General features: G+C 45.1%; 17 protein-coding genes and 1 pseudogene. 11 read left to right on the forward strand and 7 right to left on the reverse strand.

Features of this window, described 5'->3' with window-relative positions:
* Nucleotides 1-583: 583 nt before the first annotated feature.
* The 4 genes from R8N49_RS09505 to putP all read left to right on the forward strand — a co-directional run bounded on the left by R8N49_RS09505 (nucleotide 584) and on the right by putP (nucleotide 7,283).
* Nucleotides 584-1,396: an AraC family transcriptional regulator gene (locus R8N49_RS09505; RefSeq protein ID WP_025768702.1), complete on the forward strand. Its 813-nt coding sequence runs from the start codon at nucleotides 584-586 to the stop codon at nucleotides 1,394-1,396.
* Nucleotides 1,397-1,802: 406 nt separating this feature from the next.
* Nucleotides 1,803-4,934: a bifunctional proline dehydrogenase/L-glutamate gamma-semialdehyde dehydrogenase PutA gene (gene putA, locus R8N49_RS09510; protein ID WP_158173300.1), complete on the forward strand. Its 3,132-nt coding sequence runs from the start codon at nucleotides 1,803-1,805 to the stop codon at nucleotides 4,932-4,934.
* A gap of 11 nt (nucleotides 4,935-4,945) precedes the next feature.
* The gene (locus tag R8N49_RS09515; protein ID WP_186585569.1) at nucleotides 4,946-5,653 is read left to right on the forward strand and encodes a 1-pyrroline-5-carboxylate dehydrogenase; all 708 of its coding nucleotides are present in this window, start codon (nucleotides 4,946-4,948) and stop codon (nucleotides 5,651-5,653) included.
* Nucleotides 5,654-5,789: 136 nt separating this feature from the next.
* Entirely contained in the window at nucleotides 5,790-7,283 is a 1,494-nt protein-coding gene (gene putP, locus R8N49_RS09520) for a sodium/proline symporter PutP (protein ID WP_005374582.1), read from the forward strand.
* Between the two features lie 124 nt (nucleotides 7,284-7,407).
* On the opposite strand, the pseudogene R8N49_RS09525 reads toward putP, so the two are convergent.
* A pseudogene (locus R8N49_RS09525) lies at nucleotides 7,408-7,942 on the reverse strand (GNAT family N-acetyltransferase).
* Between the two features lie 148 nt (nucleotides 7,943-8,090).
* Here R8N49_RS09525 and R8N49_RS09530 point away from each other — a divergent pair.
* Nucleotides 8,091-8,330 carry an RNA recognition motif domain-containing protein gene (locus R8N49_RS09530; RefSeq protein WP_005374587.1) on the forward strand — a complete coding sequence of 80 codons (240 nt, stop codon included), beginning with the start codon at nucleotides 8,091-8,093 and terminating at the stop codon, nucleotides 8,328-8,330.
* Between the two features lie 91 nt (nucleotides 8,331-8,421).
* Here R8N49_RS09530 and R8N49_RS09535 read toward each other — a convergent pair whose 3' ends face one another.
* Nucleotides 8,422-8,856, reverse strand: coding sequence for a hypothetical protein (locus R8N49_RS09535; protein WP_186585570.1), 435 nt, complete (start codon nucleotides 8,854-8,856; stop codon nucleotides 8,422-8,424).
* A gap of 18 nt (nucleotides 8,857-8,874) precedes the next feature.
* Entirely contained in the window at nucleotides 8,875-9,408 is a 534-nt protein-coding gene (locus tag R8N49_RS09540; protein ID WP_085569453.1) for a GNAT family N-acetyltransferase, read from the reverse strand.
* Nucleotides 9,409-9,766: 358 nt separating this feature from the next.
* Between R8N49_RS09540 and R8N49_RS09545 the strand changes: the two genes are divergently transcribed.
* On the forward strand, nucleotides 9,767-10,015 hold the full coding sequence (locus R8N49_RS09545) for a hypothetical protein (protein ID WP_005374593.1): 249 nt from the start codon (nucleotides 9,767-9,769) through the stop codon (nucleotides 10,013-10,015).
* A gap of 292 nt (nucleotides 10,016-10,307) precedes the next feature.
* Complete coding sequence (locus R8N49_RS09550) at nucleotides 10,308-10,784, forward strand: Lrp/AsnC family transcriptional regulator (protein ID WP_005374595.1); 477 nt, start codon at nucleotides 10,308-10,310, stop codon at nucleotides 10,782-10,784.
* Nucleotides 10,785-10,887: 103 nt separating this feature from the next.
* Here the strand turns inward: R8N49_RS09550 and R8N49_RS09555 are convergent, their stop codons facing one another.
* Both R8N49_RS09555 and R8N49_RS09560 read right to left on the reverse strand, forming a co-directional pair.
* A complete protein-coding gene (locus R8N49_RS09555) occupies nucleotides 10,888-11,595 on the reverse strand; it encodes a DUF445 domain-containing protein (RefSeq protein WP_005374596.1) in 708 nt (235 codons plus the stop codon).
* A gap of 591 nt (nucleotides 11,596-12,186) precedes the next feature.
* Nucleotides 12,187-14,037 (reverse strand): ABC transporter ATP-binding protein, encoded by a 1,851-nt coding sequence (locus R8N49_RS09560; protein ID WP_258490019.1) that lies wholly within the window; start codon nucleotides 14,035-14,037, stop codon nucleotides 12,187-12,189.
* Between the two features lie 404 nt (nucleotides 14,038-14,441).
* Between R8N49_RS09560 and R8N49_RS09565 the strand changes: the two genes are divergently transcribed.
* Both R8N49_RS09565 and R8N49_RS09570 read left to right on the forward strand, forming a co-directional pair.
* Nucleotides 14,442-15,443, forward strand: a complete 1,002-nt coding sequence (locus tag R8N49_RS09565; protein WP_033906610.1) for an arginine deiminase-related protein — start codon at nucleotides 14,442-14,444, stop codon at nucleotides 15,441-15,443.
* A 265-nt stretch (nucleotides 15,444-15,708) separates the two neighbouring features.
* On the forward strand, nucleotides 15,709-16,947 hold the full coding sequence (locus tag R8N49_RS09570) for a DEAD/DEAH box helicase (RefSeq protein WP_064355017.1): 1,239 nt from the start codon (nucleotides 15,709-15,711) through the stop codon (nucleotides 16,945-16,947).
* A gap of 54 nt (nucleotides 16,948-17,001) precedes the next feature.
* Here the strand turns inward: R8N49_RS09570 and R8N49_RS09575 are convergent, their stop codons facing one another.
* Nucleotides 17,002-17,706, reverse strand: coding sequence for an MOSC domain-containing protein (locus R8N49_RS09575; RefSeq protein WP_054578589.1), 705 nt, complete (start codon nucleotides 17,704-17,706; stop codon nucleotides 17,002-17,004).
* 111 nt (nucleotides 17,707-17,817) lie between these two features.
* On the opposite strand from R8N49_RS09575, the gene R8N49_RS09580 reads away from it, so the two are divergent.
* Nucleotides 17,818-18,633 (forward strand): AraC family transcriptional regulator, encoded by an 816-nt coding sequence (locus tag R8N49_RS09580; RefSeq protein WP_258490034.1) that lies wholly within the window; start codon nucleotides 17,818-17,820, stop codon nucleotides 18,631-18,633.
* Between the two features lie 88 nt (nucleotides 18,634-18,721).
* On the forward strand, nucleotides 18,722-19,714 hold the full coding sequence (locus R8N49_RS09585; RefSeq protein ID WP_318189926.1) for a zinc-dependent alcohol dehydrogenase family protein: 993 nt from the start codon (nucleotides 18,722-18,724) through the stop codon (nucleotides 19,712-19,714).
* A gap of 73 nt (nucleotides 19,715-19,787) precedes the next feature.
* Here the strand turns inward: R8N49_RS09585 and R8N49_RS09590 are convergent, their stop codons facing one another.
* Nucleotides 19,788-20,483, reverse strand: coding sequence for a VC0807 family protein (locus R8N49_RS09590; protein WP_318189927.1), 696 nt, complete (start codon nucleotides 20,481-20,483; stop codon nucleotides 19,788-19,790).
* Between the last annotated feature and the right edge of the window lie 40 nt (nucleotides 20,484-20,523).

Genomic DNA, 20,523 nt, shown 5'->3' on the forward strand with positions numbered 1-20,523 from the left:
GCTTATGCCATTGTTTTCATTGTTGAGAAGCGAAAAAAAAAGCCAGCCTGAAGACGGGCTGGCAACACAAGATATAATCTTGTCGACGTGTAGAAGAGGTTCTAAATTACCTAGCGAGGGTCTGCTAAGTAAGTTAGAGGTATCAATGAGATACCGAGAGCTTTAGATCGTATGCATCTTAAAGCTCGATAACTAATGTATTGAATCAGAAGCATATTAGTAAGGGGGGAAATCCCTCTATGTTGAGTTTAAGAGTGGGTTTCGATCCGTTTCAGGGACGAGTTATCTAATATGGAGCACGGTGTTTTACAAAATAACAGATTGTTCGGTAATAAGGATCTTTACATTGATTGATTATGTATACGTAAGGTGTTGCCTATCTATCCGTTTTTGTTAATAAAATTGGTTGCTCACTGACCGTAAATTAACCTCGCATGATCATCGTTCCGGAACTATGATCATGTAAATGAAATTGATCATGCTGATTTGATCTTGTCGATTGAGTTGGGTAAAAGTTGCAACCCAACAAAGAAGGTATATGATGCGAAGACGTAAGCTGACCGTGTAAAGACGACTGTTTAAAATGAGTGATTCAGATAACCAAAAAATCCTTTCATATCAAGAGATTATGCTGCCAAAGCCGGCGGAGCTGATCACACTTCCGTCTTATATGGATTGCCACGATCATTCTTATACGCAGATCGTGATTGGTTTAAAAGGGCAAGCCGAATTTGAAGTGCGCGGGCGAGGTAATCTTGTCGGCCCTGGTCAAGGTTGTGTGGTTACCGCATGCTCTGATCATGCTTTCGGTGGCGTCATCAATCAATCGGATATTTTGGTGCTGAATATGCCCAAACCGACAAATGATGATCCCGAAATGCTTCAAAAAATCAATAACCTGGAGAGAGACCATGTCTACTTCCAGTTAGATAGTCAAATTCAGAAGCTGATACAGATGTTGGTTCAGGAAATGCGAAACCATCCGGATGACCTGCTGTTAAGTCGTGCGTGTAACGACACTGTGATTGCGTTAATGCAGCGCCATATCTCGGCATTTGAGACCAGTCGAAAAGAGTCGCGCTTTGATTTGGAGGCGATTGATCGTTACATTGAGCAGCACCTGAGTCATAAGATTAGTGTGGCTCAATTGGCCGGGCGAGTGTTTCTTGGGGAAAGTCAGTTCCATTGCTTGTTTAAAGAGCAGATGGGGATTACACCTCATCAATATGTTCTCGGAAAGCGAATCGACATGGCTCGTGAATTAATCGAGCAAGGGCACCTTTCTTTAGGGCAAATTGCCGAGTTTACTGGCTTCTCAAGCCAGAGTACTTTTACTCATACTTTTACTCGCTTACAGGGAATATCACCTTCCCGTTATAAAAAACAAGTTGGATAACAACGCGTTTTTTTAGGTCAAATAATCATCAATCAGAATGAAGCCATGCACTATGCATGGTTTTTTTATGTTTTATTCACGTGACCTATCTCTCGTTTTTTTAAATTCTCTGTTCTTTGCAGTGGTTGATATGCCACTTGATCCTACATTTTCTCTTAGAACGAGCTCTTCACAAAAATCTTATTGATATTCTTGATATTTTGTTGTGAATGCAATGAAAAAATTAAAATTTACAACACAAAATATTACCTATTTGAATGTGACTATGTGGATGTTTTGTTATAAAAGCGAGTTTTTGGCAAAAATGTCGTAGTTTTTGACAAGTATTCTTATCGGCCTCAAAATACACTGCCAGCCATTGATAATCCTCGAAGCGGTTTTCGAGGAGTGAGATTGAGGAACACACATGTTTACAGCTACGAACGTGTTGACACCGGAATTTATCGGGCAGCCGCTTGATAAGTTGTGGTCACTGATCTCGCCATTATATATGGTGGACGAGTCTCAATGGCTAGAGCAACTATTGCCACTAGCGACGCCGACAGAGGATGAAAAATCGGCGATCACTACCCAAACGACCCACCTTATCGAAGCCATTCGTGCCGATAAGAAGTCAATCCAGATGATTGATGCTTTATTGCTGGAATACAGCTTAGATACTCAAGAAGGTATCTTGCTGATGTGTCTTGCAGAAGCATTAATGCGCATCCCAGATGCCGCGACAGCAGATTCTTTGATTAAAGATAAGTTGAGTGTCGCAGACTGGAAATCTCACCTGAAGAACTCTGACTCTGTGTTTGTTAACGCATCAACATGGGGCCTCATGCTAACAGGTAAAGTGGTTGGTCTTGGTGAGCAAGGCACCCAGAGCCCAGGTCAGGCTGTAAACCGTCTGGTAAATAAATTCTCTGAGCCTGTGATTCGTAAAGCCATGTATCAGGCAATGAAGATCATGGGTCACCAGTTTGTTCGTGGTCGTACGATAGAAGAAGCGCAGAAGAACGGTCGCCCAATGCGCGACAAAGGTTTCACCTACTCGTTTGATATGTTGGGTGAGGCGGCGTTAACGACAGCGGACGCGAACAAGTACTTCAAAGATTACCTAATGGCGATCGAAGCGGTGGGTCGCGAGACTTACGGTAACGACACCAGCCCTGCGCCTTCGATTTCCATCAAGCTTTCTGCATTACACCCGCGCTACGAAGTCGCAAATGAAGAACGTGTAATGACAGAGTTGTATGACTCACTAATGCAACTACTAAAACGTGCTATTGAAGTCGACGTTGCAATCACAATCGATGCAGAAGAAGCGGATCGCCTTGAGCTTTCCCTGAAGCTATTTGAGAAAGTATACCGTAGCGATCTTGTGAAGGGTTGGGGCAAGTTTGGTTTGGTTATTCAAGCCTACTCAAAACGTGCGCTACCAGTCTTGGTGTGGCTAAATGCACTCGCAAAAGAACAAGGTGACGTTATTCCTCTGCGTTTGGTTAAAGGCGCGTACTGGGACAGCGAAATCAAGTGGTCTCAACAAGCGGGTTATGCAAATTACCCAGTATACACTCGCAAAGAAGCGACGGACGTTGCATACCTAGCTTGTGCTCGTTTCCTACTTAGCGAAGGTGTTCGCGGTAATATCTACCCACAATTTGCAAGCCACAATGCTCACACGGTGACGGCAATTGCTGTCATGGCGGAGCACAAAGAATACGAGTTCCAGCGCCTGCATGGTATGGGTGATTCACTGTATAACCATGTTATGAAAATGTACGGTCAGCCAGTACGTATTTATGCACCTGTCGGTAGTCATGCTGATCTTCTTCCGTACTTGGTTCGTCGTCTGCTTGAAAATGGTGCGAACAGCTCGTTTGTACACCGTCTAGTTGATGCGCGTTGTCCAATTTACGAGTTGACCCATCACCCTGTGGATGTGTTGACGGGTTTTGACACGCTACACAACGACAAGATCCCATTACCTGCCGACATTTTCCCTGAGCGTAAGAACTCATATGGCGTCAACATCGACATCGACAGTGAAGCGAAGCCATTTGAAGCTCAGGTCGAAAGCTTCATGGACAACCAGTGGGTTGCAGGCCCGATGATCAATGGTGAACGCTTTGCCGAAAGCATGATCAAGGAAAATGCGGCTGAGATCATCACCGCACCATACGATCGCCGAATTGAAGTCGGCAAAGTGGCATTTGCAACTCTTGATCACGTTTCCGCTGCAATTGATGCGGCGCAAACTGCTTTCTCTGATTGGAAAACCGTTCCTGTTGAGCAAAAAGCGGCTTGTTTAGAAAAGCTTGCTGACTTAATGGAAGAAAACCTGGCTGAGCTGGTGGCGATTTGTCACAAAGAAGCGGGTAAAACGATTCACGATAGCATTGATGAAGTTCGTGAAGCGGTGGATTTCTGTCGTTATTACGCGAAACAAGCGCAAAACCTACAGCCATTTGAGCTAGAAGGCTTTGATGGTGTGAAACGCATTTCTAGCCGTGAAGGTCTTGGTGTGTTTGTGTGTATTAGCCCTTGGAACTTCCCGTTGGCTATCTTCCTTGGTCAGGTGACGGCAGCACTGATTGCGGGTAACACAGTGGTTGCAAAACCTGCTGAGCAAACAAGCTTAATTGCCGCTCGCGCTATTGAACTAATGCTTGATGCTGGCTTCCCTGCAGGTGTGATTCAGTTACTTACTGGTCGCGGCGCTGAGATCGGTCATGCACTGACTTCTCATGATGCTATTGCTGGTGTGGCATTCACTGGCTCAACGGCAACGGCGCAACGCATTAACGTTACGCTCGCGGAGCGCAGCGCGAAACCAGTTCCGTTTATTGCGGAAACAGGTGGCCAAAACGCAATGATTGTGGACAGTACTGCATTGCCAGAGCAAGTGGTGCGTGATGTGATTCGTTCGGCGTTTGCATCTGCTGGTCAGCGTTGTTCTGCCCTTCGTGTTCTATTTGTACAAGAAGATGTAGCAGACCGTATGATCAACCTGATTCAGGGTGCGATGAATGAACTGCATGTTGGTTTACCTTACCTACACAAAACAGATGTTGGTCCGGTTATCGACAGCAATGCAAAACAAAAACTCCTCGCTCACCTTGAGCAAATGAGCAAAACACAGACTAAAGTCGCTCAGCTACAGCTGGATGAATCGTGCCAGCATGGTGACTTTGTCTCACCAAGTGCGTTTGAAATCTCGGGCATCGATGTGCTGAAAGAAGAACAATTTGGTCCAATCTTGCACATTGTTCGCTTTAAAGCGTCTGAATTACCGAACGTGGTTGCGCAGATCAACAAAACGGGTTTTGGATTGACGATGGGTATCCATAGCCGTAACGAAACCACGTACCGTTGGATTGAGAAACATGCTCGAGTAGGTAACTGCTACATCAACCGAGACCAAGTTGGCGCTGTGGTTGGTGTACAGCCGTTTGGTGGTCAAGGCTTGTCGGGTACTGGCCCGAAAGCTGGTGGTCCACACTACCTATTCCGCTTTACTCAACATCTTCTTGCTCAAGCAGAAAACGCATAAGGAGTCGCATTATGGTTCATCAGATCACCTATTTTAAAGATGCATTCTCTGCGTGGGAGCAGTGGAATCTGACTGATTTTGATTACAAATGCGAGCATGTTCTGGCATTTAAATCTGCACTAGAAGGGCAGCAGTCTACCGTTGCCAAGGTGGTTTCTTACCACTTGCAACAAGCATCAGCTCTTCTTGCAAAAACTCACCAGTTAGTTGGCCCTACAGGGGAAACTAACGAACTGTATGCCGCAGGACGCGGTGTGGCTTTGGTGATTTGTGAAAACAACATCGAGCCTGCTGATAATGCGTTATACAGTGCTTTTGCGATGATCACCTGTGCCTTAATTGCAGGCAACAGTGTGGTCGTTTGCAGTGACAATGCAGAGCTAAACCAATTGGTTAAGCAAGCTGTAGCGTTGGCAAACTTCCCATCTAACTTAGTCCAGGTTGTTGCGTACGATGCGTCTGCCCCGTTGCTTGAGAGCGATGTACGTAGTGTGGGTTATGTTGGGCGTTCACAGATTGAGCATGCGCTCAATCTTCAACTAGCTAAGCGTGACGGTGCAATCGTCGGCTTAGTTTCTGAAACGGATTTAGAGTCACCGAAATTGGCTCATGATCCTCATCTCTCGTTGCGCTTCATTACTGAGCGCACTCGAACGATAAATATTACCGCGGTGGGTGGTAACGCAACTCTACTCGAGTTGGGGAACGAAACTCACTAACCTGACTTGTAATGCCAATCTGGAGTAACTGGACTGAGAGCCGGTCCAGATTGGTTTTTTATACTCTGATGTATTGCTGAGACGGTAAAATATCAGGGCAGGCAAGGAAGGAAATAATTATAACGAGGACTATCTAATGATAGAAAATAGCTTTGCTATCACGTCCACTTTTGTGGCGTATTTACTGATTATGGTTGCTATTGGCGTTTACGCGTATAAGAGGACTTCCAATTCATCTGACTACTTCCTAGGTGGCCGTAGCCTAGGTCCGTGGCCTGCTGCATTATCTGCAGGTGCTTCAGACATGAGTGGTTGGCTGCTGCTAGGCTTGCCTGGCTATGCGTACGCTGCGGGTATCGAGGCCTTCTGGTTAGCCGGCGGTCTACTTCTTGGTACATGGGCAAACTGGCTCATCAGTGCAAAACGCCTTCGTACCTACAGTATCCAAACTGACGCGCTAACGTTGCCAGAGTTCCTGTCACGTCGCTTCAACGATAAGTCGAAACTGATTCAGACAATCTCTGCGTTTTTCATTCTTCTATTTTTCCTTTTCTACACCAGCTCAGGTTTGGTCGCAGGGGGCAAACTGTTTGAGACGGTATTCGGTCTAGATTATACCTACGCTGTTATCATCGGCACGGTGTGTGTCGTTTCTTACACACTATTCGGTGGTTTCCTAGCGGTATCTTGGACTGACTTAGTGCAAGGTCTTCTAATGGCGGCTGCGCTAATGATTGTTCCTATAGCGGTAATGGACGGTGGTTTAGGTCAGCTAAGTTCTGATCTACATGACATCAACCCAGAACTTGCAACGCTATGGAATGACGCGAAAGGCGAACCATTGTCTGCGATTGCCATTATCTCTCTAGCGGCGTGGGGCCTTGGTTACTTTGGTCAGCCACACATCCTAGCGCGTTTTAAAGCGTCTCGTTCAAACAAAGATCTAACGACTGCACGTCGTATCGCAGTGATTTGGACGGCACTATCTATGGTTGGTGCAATGCTTGTTGGTCTTGTTGGTCTGGTTTGGGTTACGGGTCATCCGGGTACTCAACTAGAAGACGGCGAGAAGATCTTCATGCTATTGGTTAACGCAGTATTCCACCCTGTCGTTGCGGGTATGTTATTAGCAGCAATCCTAGCGGCGGTAATGAGTACCGCTGACTCACAGCTCCTTGTTTCATCTTCAGCGCTTGCAGAAGATTTCTACAAGCAAGTATTCAAGCCAGAAGCGTCTTCTGAAGAAATCGTAATGATTGGTCGTATCGGTGTTATCGTTATTTCGCTTGTTGCGCTATTCCTAGCGATGACGCCTGATAGCTCAGTACTTGGTCTTGTATCTTACGCTTGGGCTGGTTTTGGTGCGGCATTTGGTCCTGCGGTTGTACTTAGCCTTTACTGGAGCGGTATGAACCGTAACGGCGCGTTAGCAGGTATTCTTGTTGGTGGTATCACTATCGTAGTTTGGAAGCAGCTAACTGGCGGTTGGTTTGATGTGTACGAAATCGTACCGGGCATCATCTTCTCTACGCTTGCCATCATTGTGGTAAGTAAAGCAACGGGTGGTGCTGCGCAAGACGTGTTAGACCAACACCAGTCGTTCGAGAAAAAACTGGTTGAACTAGACTAGTAACTTCCCGTATATGAACACAAAGCCCGCTATTTTAGCGGGCTTTGTTTTATCTGAAACTTAATTAACGTTAATGGTGGTAGCTTGAGATCAAAGCTTAGCATTGCTCGGTTAGATTGGAGTGTTAGTCGCGACGAATTTTGGCGTAAATAACGGTGTTACTCAGCTCTCCCGATGTGGTAAGACGTTCGTTTCTGAGCTCTCCTTCGAACTCATAACCACAGCGCTCGGCTACAGCCCGGCTCTTTTGGTTGGTGCTATCAGCATGAATTGCGATTCTCTTGGCACCCAAGTCATCAAACGCATAGCGCTCAACTTCGAGCACAGCCTCGGCAACATAACCATTGCCAACGGCAGCATCATCTAACCAATAACCTATCTCAAAGGATGGTACGTCGGGATCTCGAATCATCAAGCCGACCGCACCCAGTAAGCGATCGCTTTCCTTTTTCAATGATGTAGTAACGCAGCTCTTCTTCGAAGTTTTCAAAGTTTGCGATGGCTTTCTCTGTCCCTTCTATCATCGCTTCTAATGTCAGCACATGAGGCACCCACGGCAGATAGACTTCGAGAGTCTTTTGGCTGCGAACGACAGCTTGATGCGCCTCTTCGGCTCGTTCTAAACAAGCAGGGATGAGTTTGAGACGTTTCGTTTCCATGCCGACTCTCCTATGGGTGAAAAATGAACGGAAAATCATTTAAACAGATGTACTTAGAATGATCTAGTCAACGCCGTCATATTATTCACTTGGTTTGCCAGAGAGAAACTGAGAGAATCGAACCGTTATCAAACCAACTAGGTTCATTATGAAACTTTTAGTAAGAAACTTGGCTCGTCACATGACCGAGCAAGATATCCGCAAATTATTCTCAGCGTACGGCAAAGTAGAACTGTGTTCGCTAGTGCTTGATCAAGACACGGGTTTGTCGAAAGGCTTCGGTTTTGTCATCATGCCGGACGAAGCAGAAGCCATTTCTGCTCTTGAAGCACTGAATTTGACGAACGTAGAAAAAAGCAAAATTCGCGTGAAAGTCGCACAAGACTAATACAGAGAAAAGCCAGCGTTATTGCTGGCTTTTTTGTCTTTCTATTTAGAGACCAAATTGGCAACATTCTAGAATGTCTTCTCTTTTCGTTTTAGCGAGATTGATCATCAATTCTCTCTTCAAGTTGTTTCATTAAATCCTTTAACTGTAGAGAATCGAAATTGTCTGAATTCGGCACTTGGTAAGCGTCGTTGACTGTGTAGAGCATCAAACTTTTGCTAGAGAGGAGCTCTTTCTGTATTTGGACTTTGACAATGTCATCAAGAGGTAGACGGAAGTAAACCGTTGAGCCCTGGCGGTACTTCAAGGTGTTGGTGCTTGCATCGATATCTAGCGTTTTAGGATTGAACGCGCGGCGCGTGAAGTACGTTGAGAGCAGTTTCAATCCTATTATTGTGAGTGCTACGAGTCCAAACTCGACGATCTTGTCTGCTAGGTAGGAAAAATAGAACAGCGACAACAATACAGTTCCTAGCAAGAAAGGGTTGTTCTTGGACAGATTTTGTGAAGTTTCATGGATGATCATCCGACATATTCCTCGACTTTATTCAGAAGCGACGAACGTGAGTTGGTAGACACAAACCTTTCGTTCTTTGCCTTGCATGCGCAATGTTTTGTCACCGATGTAAGGGATATTTAGTTTTTGGATCACCGATTTAGAACGCTGATTGTCCACCAAATGCATCACGGTTATTCCGTTTAACTCAAAGTGCATTCGAGCAAATTCGAGTAAGGCTTTGGAGGCCTCGAATGCATAGCCTTTCCCCCAATGTGGCACGCCAACCCAGTAGCCTAATGTACCGTAGCCCTCTTCGATACGCGGTAAACTCACTGCACCAAGTAACTCCCCAGTGTTTCGCAAGGTAATAGCGTACGCCACGCCTTGATGCTGCTGATACATCGGATCGTGCCTATCTATCCATGCTTGCGCCATCGGTCGCTCATAAGGATGAGGGATGTTTGCTGTCATGTCGGCAATTCGCTTATCTCCAGCGAGTAAAGCCACTTGTTGGCAGTCATCGATATTGAATGGCCGGAGGACGAGTCTTTCGGTAGTGAGAATCGGTTGTATCGTCATGCATTTCTTCCTTGATGAGACGGCTATAGCTGCTAGCAACTGGTTTGCGGGGTAAATCGAGATAACAAGGCGTCTCGAAAGCTCGATCTAGCCAGGCGTGTAGTTGTCATGCGCCTTACTAAATAATAAGCCCGAACAATTGCTTATGTGTAATGTGTCGTATTATTACACACATAAGCACGTTTGCTCATATTGATGGTACAAAAGTTGAGGTCTGACCAATGTCTCAGTTTTTTGATACTTTCGTTCAATTTTTTGAAGATAGGGCACAAAAAATTAAAGGAGCTTTTTAATTGTGGAATTATTTTGAACAAAATATGTCAATTGTCAGTAGGACGAAAAAGTAGGGAGAAGAGAAATGCCGGATATATATTGCGCAGCTTGTAGAAAATCAACGCAACATAAAGTGATTATGAAGCGTTGCGAGCCTCAGTCTGTTGACTCGTTAACAGGCAAAATGGTGAGTTTTACACAGCTGATGGCGAAATTTGTATCAGGTGAACATTATTACGAGATGGAGCCTCAATACTACTGCCGTTGTTGTAATCATCGTGCAATTGGAGAGGTTGTTCCACATCCTACACGGCATACATCGGCCGCACTCTAATTCTGAGTGATAGCCATGATTAATGGCTAAATAGGGCAGTGTTGCCCGAACGACATATCTATACAGGCGTGTCATGCGCTTTCAAATTTGCGACTCCGCGGGAGCCGCTAGGTTGCTTTTTCTCTTCATATCACGGTTACTAAGTGAGCGGCAATAATCATAGCTCTTTCCCTCCTTCGTTGTTTTCTGGTTATTCTCTGCTGAATTTCACATGCTGTGCATTTGATGGTTTGCAATTGTTTGAGCAACGATTAATGTGATGCTTTCTAAGTGGTTACAAGGAAGCGGGTTAATGAGTTATCAATTGGACCGGATTGATTTACATATTTTGAGAGTGCTTCATTCGAGAGGCAGAATTCCGGTTGTAGAACTAGCAAAGCTGATTAACTTAACGACTTCTCCATGTTCTGACCGTGTAAAGCGGCTAGAAAAAGAAGGGTATATCAATGGTTACCATGCAGAGTTGAATGCGGAAAAGTTGGGGCTGGATGTGCAAGTATTCATCCATATTCGTTTAGACCAAACCAGTTTTTCTATTTTTGAAAAGTTTGCGAAAGCGGTGGAATTGATGCCTGAAATTGAAGAGTGCTACTCGCTCTCTGGAGATTTCGATACCATGATAAAAGTTCGTGTTAAGAGCATGAAAGCGTATCAGGAGTTTATGTCGAGTAAGTTAGGCACGCTTCCGGGCGTGATTCAAACTCGTAGTGAAGTGGTCATAGAAGAACATAAAACGGGATTTGGTGTTAATCCCGAGCTCCTTGGTTAGGCGAGGCATGTGTTGAGCCTCCTTATTTAGCGTGGCTTGGTATATTACTTTTTCTCGATTAAAAAAGGAGCCGAAGCTCCTTTTTTAATAAATCGGTGAGCGATTATGCCCCGATAAAGGTACTGATAACGCCAATTAAACCACCAAAAACACCGCCCCAAACGACTAGCCAGCCAAGGTGTTCTTTGATCATCTTTTGCACCATTTCTTTAACTAATGCCGGTGTTAATTCGCTTAAACGTTGATCGATGATACCTTCAATGTTCTGCTTTATCTCATCCATCATTGCAGGAGATTCGAATTGCTCTTTCAGTGCTTCTTTGATGTTATCGCTCTTGCTCAACTCAATGATGGATTCTTGCATCTTTTCGACGAAAGGTTGGCGCATGGGTTGTAGCGCTTCCGAGCCGCCAAACATCGCTAGCATGCCACCAAACTGAGAGCCTTCAATTACTTCCACTAGGGAATCAAATGCTGGATTTAAATCTACTTTCTCAATTACTGGTTGAAGATCGATGTTCACACCGCCCGCCATTTCTTTATTCAAGAATCGGTCAATGTTCGCTTCAGTAAAAAACTGTTCCATCATCAGGTTTTTGATAGCCAGTTTAAACTCTTCAAATCGCGCGGGGATCACGCCAGAACCGTATAATCCAGGCACTTTCTCAAACAGCATATGGATGGCAAGCCAGTTGGTGATGGCGCCTGAGAACGCAAACAGCCCTGCATACCAAAGATAGTCGTTTTGTAATTGATGACCTCCAGCCATCAAAGCGATAGCGAGGACATTCGTTAGCAAACTTTTGTTCATAGTGACCAGTTATATATGAATATCGGAAAGAATAAGTGGGCCTGATTCTATACCTAAGTCACATTAAGATGCTAGGTTTTGCCGTGATGAGTAGTCTTGTAGCGAAGGGAAAAAAATGAATGCTCGGAAAAACAAAACCCGACAATCATTGTCGGGCCACTGCTTTTTCTTAGAAAAACTAAGATTCTATTTTTAATTTTAGATGCGGTAGATCTTACAACAAAGTTGGCATTTCCATCTTTCTGAGTAGCCAAATAGCTTGTCAGCCCAACTTGGTTTGAGTTGTACGATCTGCATTGAACCACATTTACACATAAGCTAATTACCTTATTGTTAATATAATAACTAAGCCATCTATTGAGTATAGCTGTTTCTCAAAAAGTGAAATGACAAATGAAGACGGCTCAATACTCTGTATTGTGTTCATTGCAATGGATACGCAACGAGGCGGTATATTAGCAGAAAAAGTGTGAGCTTTATCATGGAGAGTGTTTCATATATGAGAAACCACAATGGCTATATGAGCATCTAGCCATGGATTTAAATAAAAAACGGCGCTTAAAGCGCCGTTTTTATTGAGCTTATCACTCGTTAAGAAGCGTGTTGATTGTCTAGTTCTTCAGCGATAAATCCGCCAGTTTGATGCGCCCAAAGCTGGGCGTAAATGCCGTTATTCGCAATGAGTTCTTGATGAGAACCTTGTTCAACGATGCTGCCTTTATCTAGCACGATGAGGCGATCCATTTGTGCGATGGTCGATAATCGGTGAGCGATAGCAATAACCGTTTTCCCTTGCATTAATTCATTCAAGCTTTCCTGAATCGCTGCTTCGACTTCTGAATCCAGAGCCGATGTGGCTTCATCCAGTACCAGCAATGGTGCGTCTTTGAGTAGCACACGAGATATTGCGATACGCTGACGTTGGCCGCCAGACAGTTTTACACCACGTTCACCAACTTGCGCATCGTATCCGGCATTACCAAATGGGTCGGTCAGAGTTTCGATAAACTCATGGGCATGCGCTTGCTTAGTGGCTTTCAGCAAATCTTCTTCTGTCGCATCTGGATTGCCATACAAAATATTGTCTCGAATTGAACGGTGTAGCAGAGAAGTATCTTGGGTCACCATACCGATCTTTGAACGCAAAGAGTCTTGTGTGACTTCTGAGATGTTCTGTCCATCGATCTTAATGCTGCCGTCTTCGACATCGTGGAAACGAAGTAACAAGTTCACCAAAGTCGATTTTCCGGCGCCGGAGCGCCCAACCAAGCCTACTTTCTCTCCTGGTTTGATGTTGAGATCGAGATGGCTAATTACGCCTTTGTTCTCACCGTAATGGAAGCTGACGTTATCAAAGTGAATGCCACCTTCAGTGACTACTAAGTCTTTTGCACCTGGTTTATCTTTAATATCAATAGGCTTAGAGAGCGTTTTCATTCCATCGACAACGGTTCCCATGTTTTCAAAGAGGGCGCCAACTTCCCACATTATCCACATCGACATACCGTTTACGCGCAATGCAAGACTAACAGCAATCGCAATCGCGCCAACGCTAATGGCACTATCCAACCACAGGTAAATCGATAAAGCAGCAACGGAAAACACCAAAATATAGTTTGAGATCTCTACAGCGACGTCGAAGCCGGTCACTAGGCGCATTTGACGATAGACCGTATTCAAAAATCCTTTCATGCCTTGCTCGGCATATTGGGTTTCGCGCTGGCTATGAGAAAACAGTTTGACGGTTTGAATATTGGTATAACTGTCGACGATGCGCCCTGTCATTGTCGAACGTGCATCGGCCTGCGCTGAAGCGACGTCTTTGAGCTTAGGGACAAAATAGATTTGGATAGCGATGTAAGCGAGTAACCAGACGATCATTGGGATCATCAAACGCCAGTCTGCCGTCGCTAACATAATGATCATGCTGGTGAAGTAAACCGTAACGTAAACAAATACATCCATAGCTTTCATTACGGTTTCGCGCACAGCTAATGAGGTTTGCATGACTTTCGTTGCGACTCGACCTGCAAAATCATCTTGATAGAAGTTCAAGCTTTGATTGAGCAAATACCGGTGTGCAAGCCAGCGGATAGACATTGGGTAGTTGCCCAATAACGTTTGATGAACGAGCAACGAGTACAAGATCACCAATATAGGCATGACAACCAGCAATAAGGCTCCGTAGAAAATCAAATCCGATTTGTTGTCTTGTAAGAACGTTTCTGGATTGCTGGTAGACAACCAATCAACCAATTGTCCCATCGCGCCAAACAACATTACCTCAACAACAGCCACAATTGTGGCCATCAAAGACATGATGACCAAAGGCTTTTCATAACCACGAGTGTAATAACGCAGAAAAGCGAACATCCCTGAAGGAGGCTGATCCGGTGTAGATTTGGGGAACGGCTCTGTAAAGCCTTCAAATCGTTTAAACATAACTCATCCTAAAGTTAAAACAGTGCCATTTGGGGTGGCTAAATCCATCGATTCACGCTGCTTTGGACGAAACCGCGTGTATGAGAGTTTTTTGCCTGCTCCTCGATAAAGCAGACCGATTGACGAGAGGGGCGAAAAAATAGTCTAACCGATTGTGTCTTAAATGTAACTAGTTGGTTATGAGTGTGATTGTCTATGGTTCTGATTCTTATGATGAATTCTTATCATGTTCATCGTGGTGCCATAAAAGCTTAAACCTGCAAAGTGACAATAAAATTTAAGGAAAAATGAACTTAATGCAGCAAAAATTACTTTTGTGCAATTAAATTAATTGTCAAAACAGCAAAACTGAAGTTAACAATAAATTTACAATCTCCTCATTCTAGTGATAAGGAATGTATTGGATGCTATTACACGAATCAGTGACCCAATTTGCTAATGGGAAAGAAGAAAGCACGCAAAGTGCTCAGCGCCAAACCGCAAACTGCGTAGTGATGGTGCCACCGAAAGAGTTTCGTTTTAATGAAGAAACCGCACAAGATAATGAGTTCCAACATAAAGTGTCACTCAGCCAAGAAGAAGTCTCACGTCGAGTAATGGCCGAGTTCGCGAGTATGGTTGCAACGCTGCGTCAAGAGGGCGTTCAAGTTGTTGAGTTTGATTATCCAACTTCAGATGTTGCGACGCCAGACGCGGTATTTCCAAACAATTGGTTTAGCACTACGCCAGATGGCACGTTGTACACCTTTCCAATGGCCTGTGAAAACCGTCAAAAAGAAGTACGTCCCGATGCGCTTGTGGCAGCACTAGCGCAAGCTGGGCGAGAAGTTCATCGACGCAGCAGTCTAACTGAATATCTTGATGAGCAAGCGTATTTAGAAAGCACGGGTGTGATGGTGTTTGACCACCTAAATAAAACGGTCTACGCCGCACTCTCACAACGTTGTGATCGTCTGGTTTTAGAAGATTACGCCGATCGTATTGGCTATGAACGAGTGATTTCTTTCCAAACTCGTTTGCCGTCTGGTGCGCCGATTTATCACACCAATGTGATGATGGCGGTTGGCGAACAGTTTTGCGTGATTTGTGACGAAGTGATCCCAGAATTTGAGCGTCGTTTTGTAATGAAGTCACTCGCCAAAGACAAGCAAGTCATCTCAATTTCGCTTGATCAGATGAACCAGTTCTGCGGTAACATTCTGCAACTGGAAACGATCAACGGCGACAAGGTGATTGCGATGTCGCAATCGGCGTACGATGCATTCTCACCTGCACAAAGAAAGCAATTGGCAACGCACGGTAAATTGCTGCCATTCGACGTTTCTACCATAGAATCTATTGGTGGTGGCTCGGTTCGTTGTATGTTGGGTGAGGTGTTCTTACCGAATCGTAAAGCTGTGCTTTAATAAACTGCACATTTCTTTTCAGCCGCAGTGAAAGGCTGACGAAGCGTTCTCTTCAAGGGTTTTTAGCCGTTAGCTCTGTGGCAGTACAGACTAACGGCTTTTTTGCGCTTTTTAGTTTTCTGACGATTTGCATAGGCGCCGCTTGGTTTAAGCGCCTAAAATAGGATGGTTCACCTAGCAGATTGTGGTAAAGTCCGCGCCTGCGTTTTACCGCATCTTCATTATTTTTATTGCTTCTTCAACCCAAAGTACAAGGTTTTCGTTAATGCCATTTTCTACTCTCTCATTGAGTTCTGAGCTGATTCACGCACTGCCAAAAGACTTCAAGAGACCGACCGATATTCAAGCGTTGGCCATTCCTGAGCTGTTGGCTGGTCAAGATCTATTGGCTTTGGCAAATACAGGCAGCGGCAAAACCCTTGCTTATGGTTTGCCTTTGTTGGAAAAGCTGAGTGTCAATCCAGAGCAAAAAGCGCTGATTCTTGTGCCAACGCGTGAGCTGGCAATGCAAGTGAGTGAAGCAATTAACCAAGTTGGTCAAGCTCTTGACCTCAACACAGTGTGTTTGTGTGGCGGCGTTGATAAAGAGCAACAACAGCAGGCGCTAGCGACAAATCCTCATATCCTTGTCGCGACGACAGGTCGTTTGGTTGATCTGGCAAACAACGGTTTAGACTTAAGCAATATCCATTACCTAGTGTTGGATGAAGCGGATCGTCTGTTGGATATGGGCTTTTGGCCTGACGTACAAAATATTGCGGGGCTTATTTCAAACCAGCGTCAAACCGCGATGTTCTCGGCAACGTTTTCAGATGAGTTGAAGGGTAAAGCGAAGCTGCTTATGCCGGCACCAAAGCAAGTTGCAGCGCATCAAGAAAACAGCACCAACCAAGATATTGCTGAAACGCTGTACCTCGTTAACAAAGGCAGTAAAACCAAGGCATTGATTGAACTGATTCAAAAAAACGCGTGGACTCAGGCATTAGTCTTTATTGGTGCGAAAGAGAACGCCGATGGCTTAGCGAAGAAGCTGAATAAAGCGGGCATCTCAACCAATGCGCTGCATGGCAATAAGAGTCAAGATGAGCGAGAAGAAGCACTGGCGCAGTTTAAATCTGGGCAAATTCAGGTGTTGATTGCCACCGATCTACTAGCGCGCGGCATTCACATTGAGCAATTGCCTGTAGTGATCAACTTTGAACTGCCAATGCATGCAGAAACCTATGTTCACCGGGTAGGACGCACCGCTCGCGCAGGCGAACAAGGTGTGGCGGTGTCATTGGTTTGTCATGGTGAAATGGACGCACTAAGCGCGATTCGTCACCTGACTCAACGTGCATTACCAGTGCAAGATATGGCAGGTTTTCCAGTAACGGATAAGCCATCAACTGGCGAGAGCAAACGCGCGCCACGTGATAAAAAAGCCAACCGTCGAACTCATGCTAAGAAGAGCATTAAGCAGTTTCAAGGTAAGTCGAAACGCCCAGCCCCGAGTGCGAAGTAAAACAAAAAACACGCTCTTGACGGCATAGTCGGTTCAGAGCGTGGCTTACAAATTTTACTTTTGAGTATTAACGGCAGTTGGGCCAATCAAGCGCATTTCCCAATCTTCGACTTCACCAGTTTCTAGACGGCGCTCGACCAGCTTGCCCCAAGACTCGACTAACGGCAGCTCAGACAGCTTAGTGAGTTCTTTTCTATCTAAACAGCCAGTGAAAACCGCGCCCATGATGCGAGCCAGTGGCCATTCTGGATAAGGTCTTTCGCACAGAATAATCTCGTCACCTGCACCGATATCGCCTTCTTCCAACACTCGGAAATACCAGCCTGTTCGAAGCGTATCTTGCAGTCTTCTCGCCATGTCGTGTTGGTCAAAGCGTACGTTAAGTTTCCAACAAGGCATACGACCTTGCGACACTTCCAGTAGTGTTGAGCCGATGCGAATTTTATCTTTCAAGCAAATCGTGGATTCGGTGACGCCTTCGGAGCTGATGTTTTCGCCAAAGCCGCCGGCGGATTGGAAAATTGGTCTTTCGCCTAATTCTTGTTGCCAGATTGGGTAGTGTTCGCTTGGGTAAATATGAAGCGCTTTTTGAATGCCACCATGAAAGCGCGGATCACCTTGCTCATCACTGATAAAACCGAGCTCTGTTGCATGCTGGCGCTCAGGCAGCACTTGTTTGTTGATTGCGCTTTGCGCACCATGAGCATAAGGGACGGTTTTCCCTGCTAGCACAGCTTTTACGACGCCGATTTTCTTCATGTAACCTCCTTATTATTTGAATGAGAGATAAAGTGTTTACCTTCATTCGCGATGCGGAGCATGATAGCCTAGTAAACTTGTGTCGGTGTAGGGATGAAAAGACAACTAACAATGCTAACTCGCCAAATTGATTCGAAGTCAGGCGTCGTCACCTACAATGAGATGATGGCCGCGAATCCCCATTCTCCTGTTTTAGTGAAAACCATCGACATGCCAAAAGGTTACATTGATGCGCTGCATCAACACACTTGGCATCAAATCATCTTTCCTATCAAAGGGTTATTGCAAACACAAACTGAGCATTATCAGCATTTGGTTCCGCACACCTCTGCGTTATTTGTTCCTGCGGGTGTTCAACACGAGTCGATTGCTCTAAGCAATACGATATTTGTTGGCATTTACCTCAACCCTGAGTTTGGCGCAACGTACGAGCCACAAGTGAGAACCATTGCTTTAACGCCGTTTTTAAATGAGCTTTTACAAGAGATCCGCAGACAGTGTGAAGGTGAGACAAGCCACGAAGAAGTGCTGCATTTGCTGGCGGTGTTGCATGATCAAATTTTGAAAAGCAACGTGCAGACATTTCAGTTATTGCTACCACAAGACAGACGACTAAAACTGATTTTCGAGCAGTTGACCGACGAGCCCGCGTTGAGCTGTTCGCTAAAAGACTGGGGAGAGAAAATTGGGGCGTCTGAGCGCACTTTATCACGGTTGTTCGCCAAGGAATTCAATACTTCATTTCTGCTTTGGCGGCAACAAATTCGGCTAATTTACTCGCTTTCTTTGTTAGATGAATCGTTGCCAATCCAAGCCATTGCAGACCTAGTGGGTTATCAAAACGACTCATCCTACATCAAAGCATTTAAAGCCTATTTTGATATGACGCCACAACAGTTTAGAGTGAACGGCGCATCGCGCAGGTAGAAATACAGAGTTTCGACTTCACTTAATGCTTTTGAGTAGAAGTTACGAAACTTCCTTTTTGAATTTCAATTACATGGTATGAATAACAATGGCACCAACGATAAATACTCGAGTGAATCAATTCTGTTTTGGTCAACCCAAAACGTCGCTGTCGTTGGAAAAAGAGCCCCTCAAACCGCTTGCTCAGGGCAAGGTTCGGGTGAGACTCGAAGCTACAAACATTAACCCAAGTGACTTGCTTTCCATTCATGGTGTTGGGCAATACCGCCGCGTTCACGTACCACCTCGCGTGCCGGGATTTGAAGCGGTTGGGCGTGTGGTGGAAGTCAGTGCAGTCGGTCAAACTGACCTTCAAGTTGGGCAAAAAGTGTTGGTGGCGATGAGTGGTACTTGGCAATACTACATAGATGCTTCGCCTGAGAATCTTTTTCCGCTACCTAAGAGTTTGGAGAACGGCTATGCCTGCCAGTTGTACATCAACGCGCTAACCGCGTGGGTGATCACCACTAAAGTGGCGAAGTTGAACAAAGGCGATGTGGTGATCATCAATGCAGCAGGGTCAGCGATCGGTAAGATATTTGCCCAGCTCGCCCATTCACTGGGTTTTGCACTGATTGCTGTGACCTCAAAGCGAGACGAGTATCCGTACGGTACCATTCCAGTGTTGGACGCGAAGAAAAACTTACAAGTTCAGCTGCAAACGCGCCAACTGCCACAACCAACGGTCGCTCTGGACGCGATAGGTGGTGAGGCTGGCACGGATCTCATTCGTACCTTGAAAGAAAACGGCCAATACATCAACTACGGAACATTGTCGTTAACGCCTTATACGCCTGAGTTTTTTGAATCGATGAAGGCCAACAACATCGACTTTAGTACATTCTTTTTGCGGTATTGGGAAGAATCGGTAGGCAAAGGCGGGAGAAAGACGGTGTTTGCTGAAATGTTAGAACACTTTATTAGCAGCGACATAAAGTTAAACGTTGCATATGATCTGCCGTTAGAGGACTTTCAAACAGCGATTGAAATGGTTGAGCGACGCTCGTCAGCAGTGTCAGGAAAAATCATTTTGACGCTGTGAATTACAGTGAGCCTGTTGAGAAAAGGGAGGATAAAATCCTCCCTTTTTTATGGGTTTACTTGTAATGATTGGGCTATTTTAGATGGAAGATTTGCTCTGTTTCGAGCGATGTCATCGCACGTACTTGACGCCAAATGTAATAAAAAATACCGAACATCATCAACATACTTGGGATGGCAATCATTGGGTAACTGTACAGCGTCATTTTTCCTAACTCTTCGTTAAAGGCAGCAGTACCAGAAGGGCTAGTCACAATCCAAGTCGCAAGGAAGTAGTTCATTGCAGATGAGAACGAAAAAGTACTTGCAAACAGGTAGTTAGAAGACATAAGACAACGTTCGAACGCATCGGTTTTACCATTTTCTTTTAAACGTTGGTTAATCAACGCGAGATTCAACACTGTGTCATTCAGTACTAACTTCTGCATCAGTGGGTAGCGGGTAAACGTTGAACCCAAAACCGCTAAACCGATCAGGCCAGGAATCAGGGCTTCTTTTAGTGCTAACCAGCGTGTATCAAGCTCTAACAAGCCGATGCCACCAGTTAGCAGAACACTGATAAAGCCCAGTGCAGAAATAAAGTTAAATTTCTTGTTACGGACAAGGTCCATACCGCCATAAATGATAGGAAATAGCAAAGCGACAACCAGCGCCATTGCTGTCCCTAGATGCTCATCGCCACTAAACTTCATCAAAATGAAGGAAGGGATAAATACGTTGAAAAGGATTTCAAATAAGGGATTCGGCTTTTTCGCCGTCGTGTTACTCATAATGTTTTACTGACTCTACTCTATGTCGGCTGTTATTGTA

The organism is Vibrio sp. 1978 (genome assembly GCF_033344345.1).

What these genes read in the sequence shown, in the direction of transcription:
- R8N49_RS09505 (WP_025768702.1), top strand. Translation starts at nt 584, where the DNA reads ATGAGTGATTCAGATAACCAAAAAATCCTTTCATATCAAGAGATTATG.
- putA (WP_158173300.1), top strand. Translation starts at nt 1,803, where the DNA reads ATGTTTACAGCTACGAACGTGTTGACACCGGAATTTATCGGGCAGCCG.
- R8N49_RS09515 (WP_186585569.1), top strand. Translation starts at nt 4,946, where the DNA reads ATGGTTCATCAGATCACCTATTTTAAAGATGCATTCTCTGCGTGGGAG.
- putP (WP_005374582.1), top strand. Translation starts at nt 5,790, where the DNA reads ATGATAGAAAATAGCTTTGCTATCACGTCCACTTTTGTGGCGTATTTA.
- R8N49_RS09530 (WP_005374587.1), top strand. Translation starts at nt 8,091, where the DNA reads ATGAAACTTTTAGTAAGAAACTTGGCTCGTCACATGACCGAGCAAGAT.
- R8N49_RS09535 (WP_186585570.1), bottom strand. Translation starts at nt 8,856, where the DNA reads ATGATCATCCATGAAACTTCACAAAATCTGTCCAAGAACAACCCTTTC.
- R8N49_RS09540 (WP_085569453.1), bottom strand. Translation starts at nt 9,408, where the DNA reads ATGACGATACAACCGATTCTCACTACCGAAAGACTCGTCCTCCGGCCA.
- R8N49_RS09545 (WP_005374593.1), top strand. Translation starts at nt 9,767, where the DNA reads ATGCCGGATATATATTGCGCAGCTTGTAGAAAATCAACGCAACATAAA.
- R8N49_RS09550 (WP_005374595.1), top strand. Translation starts at nt 10,308, where the DNA reads ATGAGTTATCAATTGGACCGGATTGATTTACATATTTTGAGAGTGCTT.
- R8N49_RS09555 (WP_005374596.1), bottom strand. Translation starts at nt 11,595, where the DNA reads ATGAACAAAAGTTTGCTAACGAATGTCCTCGCTATCGCTTTGATGGCT.
- R8N49_RS09560 (WP_258490019.1), bottom strand. Translation starts at nt 14,037, where the DNA reads ATGTTTAAACGATTTGAAGGCTTTACAGAGCCGTTCCCCAAATCTACA.
- R8N49_RS09565 (WP_033906610.1), top strand. Translation starts at nt 14,442, where the DNA reads ATGCTATTACACGAATCAGTGACCCAATTTGCTAATGGGAAAGAAGAA.
- R8N49_RS09570 (WP_064355017.1), top strand. Translation starts at nt 15,709, where the DNA reads ATGCCATTTTCTACTCTCTCATTGAGTTCTGAGCTGATTCACGCACTG.
- R8N49_RS09575 (WP_054578589.1), bottom strand. Translation starts at nt 17,706, where the DNA reads ATGAAGAAAATCGGCGTCGTAAAAGCTGTGCTAGCAGGGAAAACCGTC.
- R8N49_RS09580 (WP_258490034.1), top strand. Translation starts at nt 17,818, where the DNA reads ATGCTAACTCGCCAAATTGATTCGAAGTCAGGCGTCGTCACCTACAAT.
- R8N49_RS09585 (WP_318189926.1), top strand. Translation starts at nt 18,722, where the DNA reads ATGGCACCAACGATAAATACTCGAGTGAATCAATTCTGTTTTGGTCAA.
- R8N49_RS09590 (WP_318189927.1), bottom strand. Translation starts at nt 20,483, where the DNA reads ATGAGTAACACGACGGCGAAAAAGCCGAATCCCTTATTTGAAATCCTT.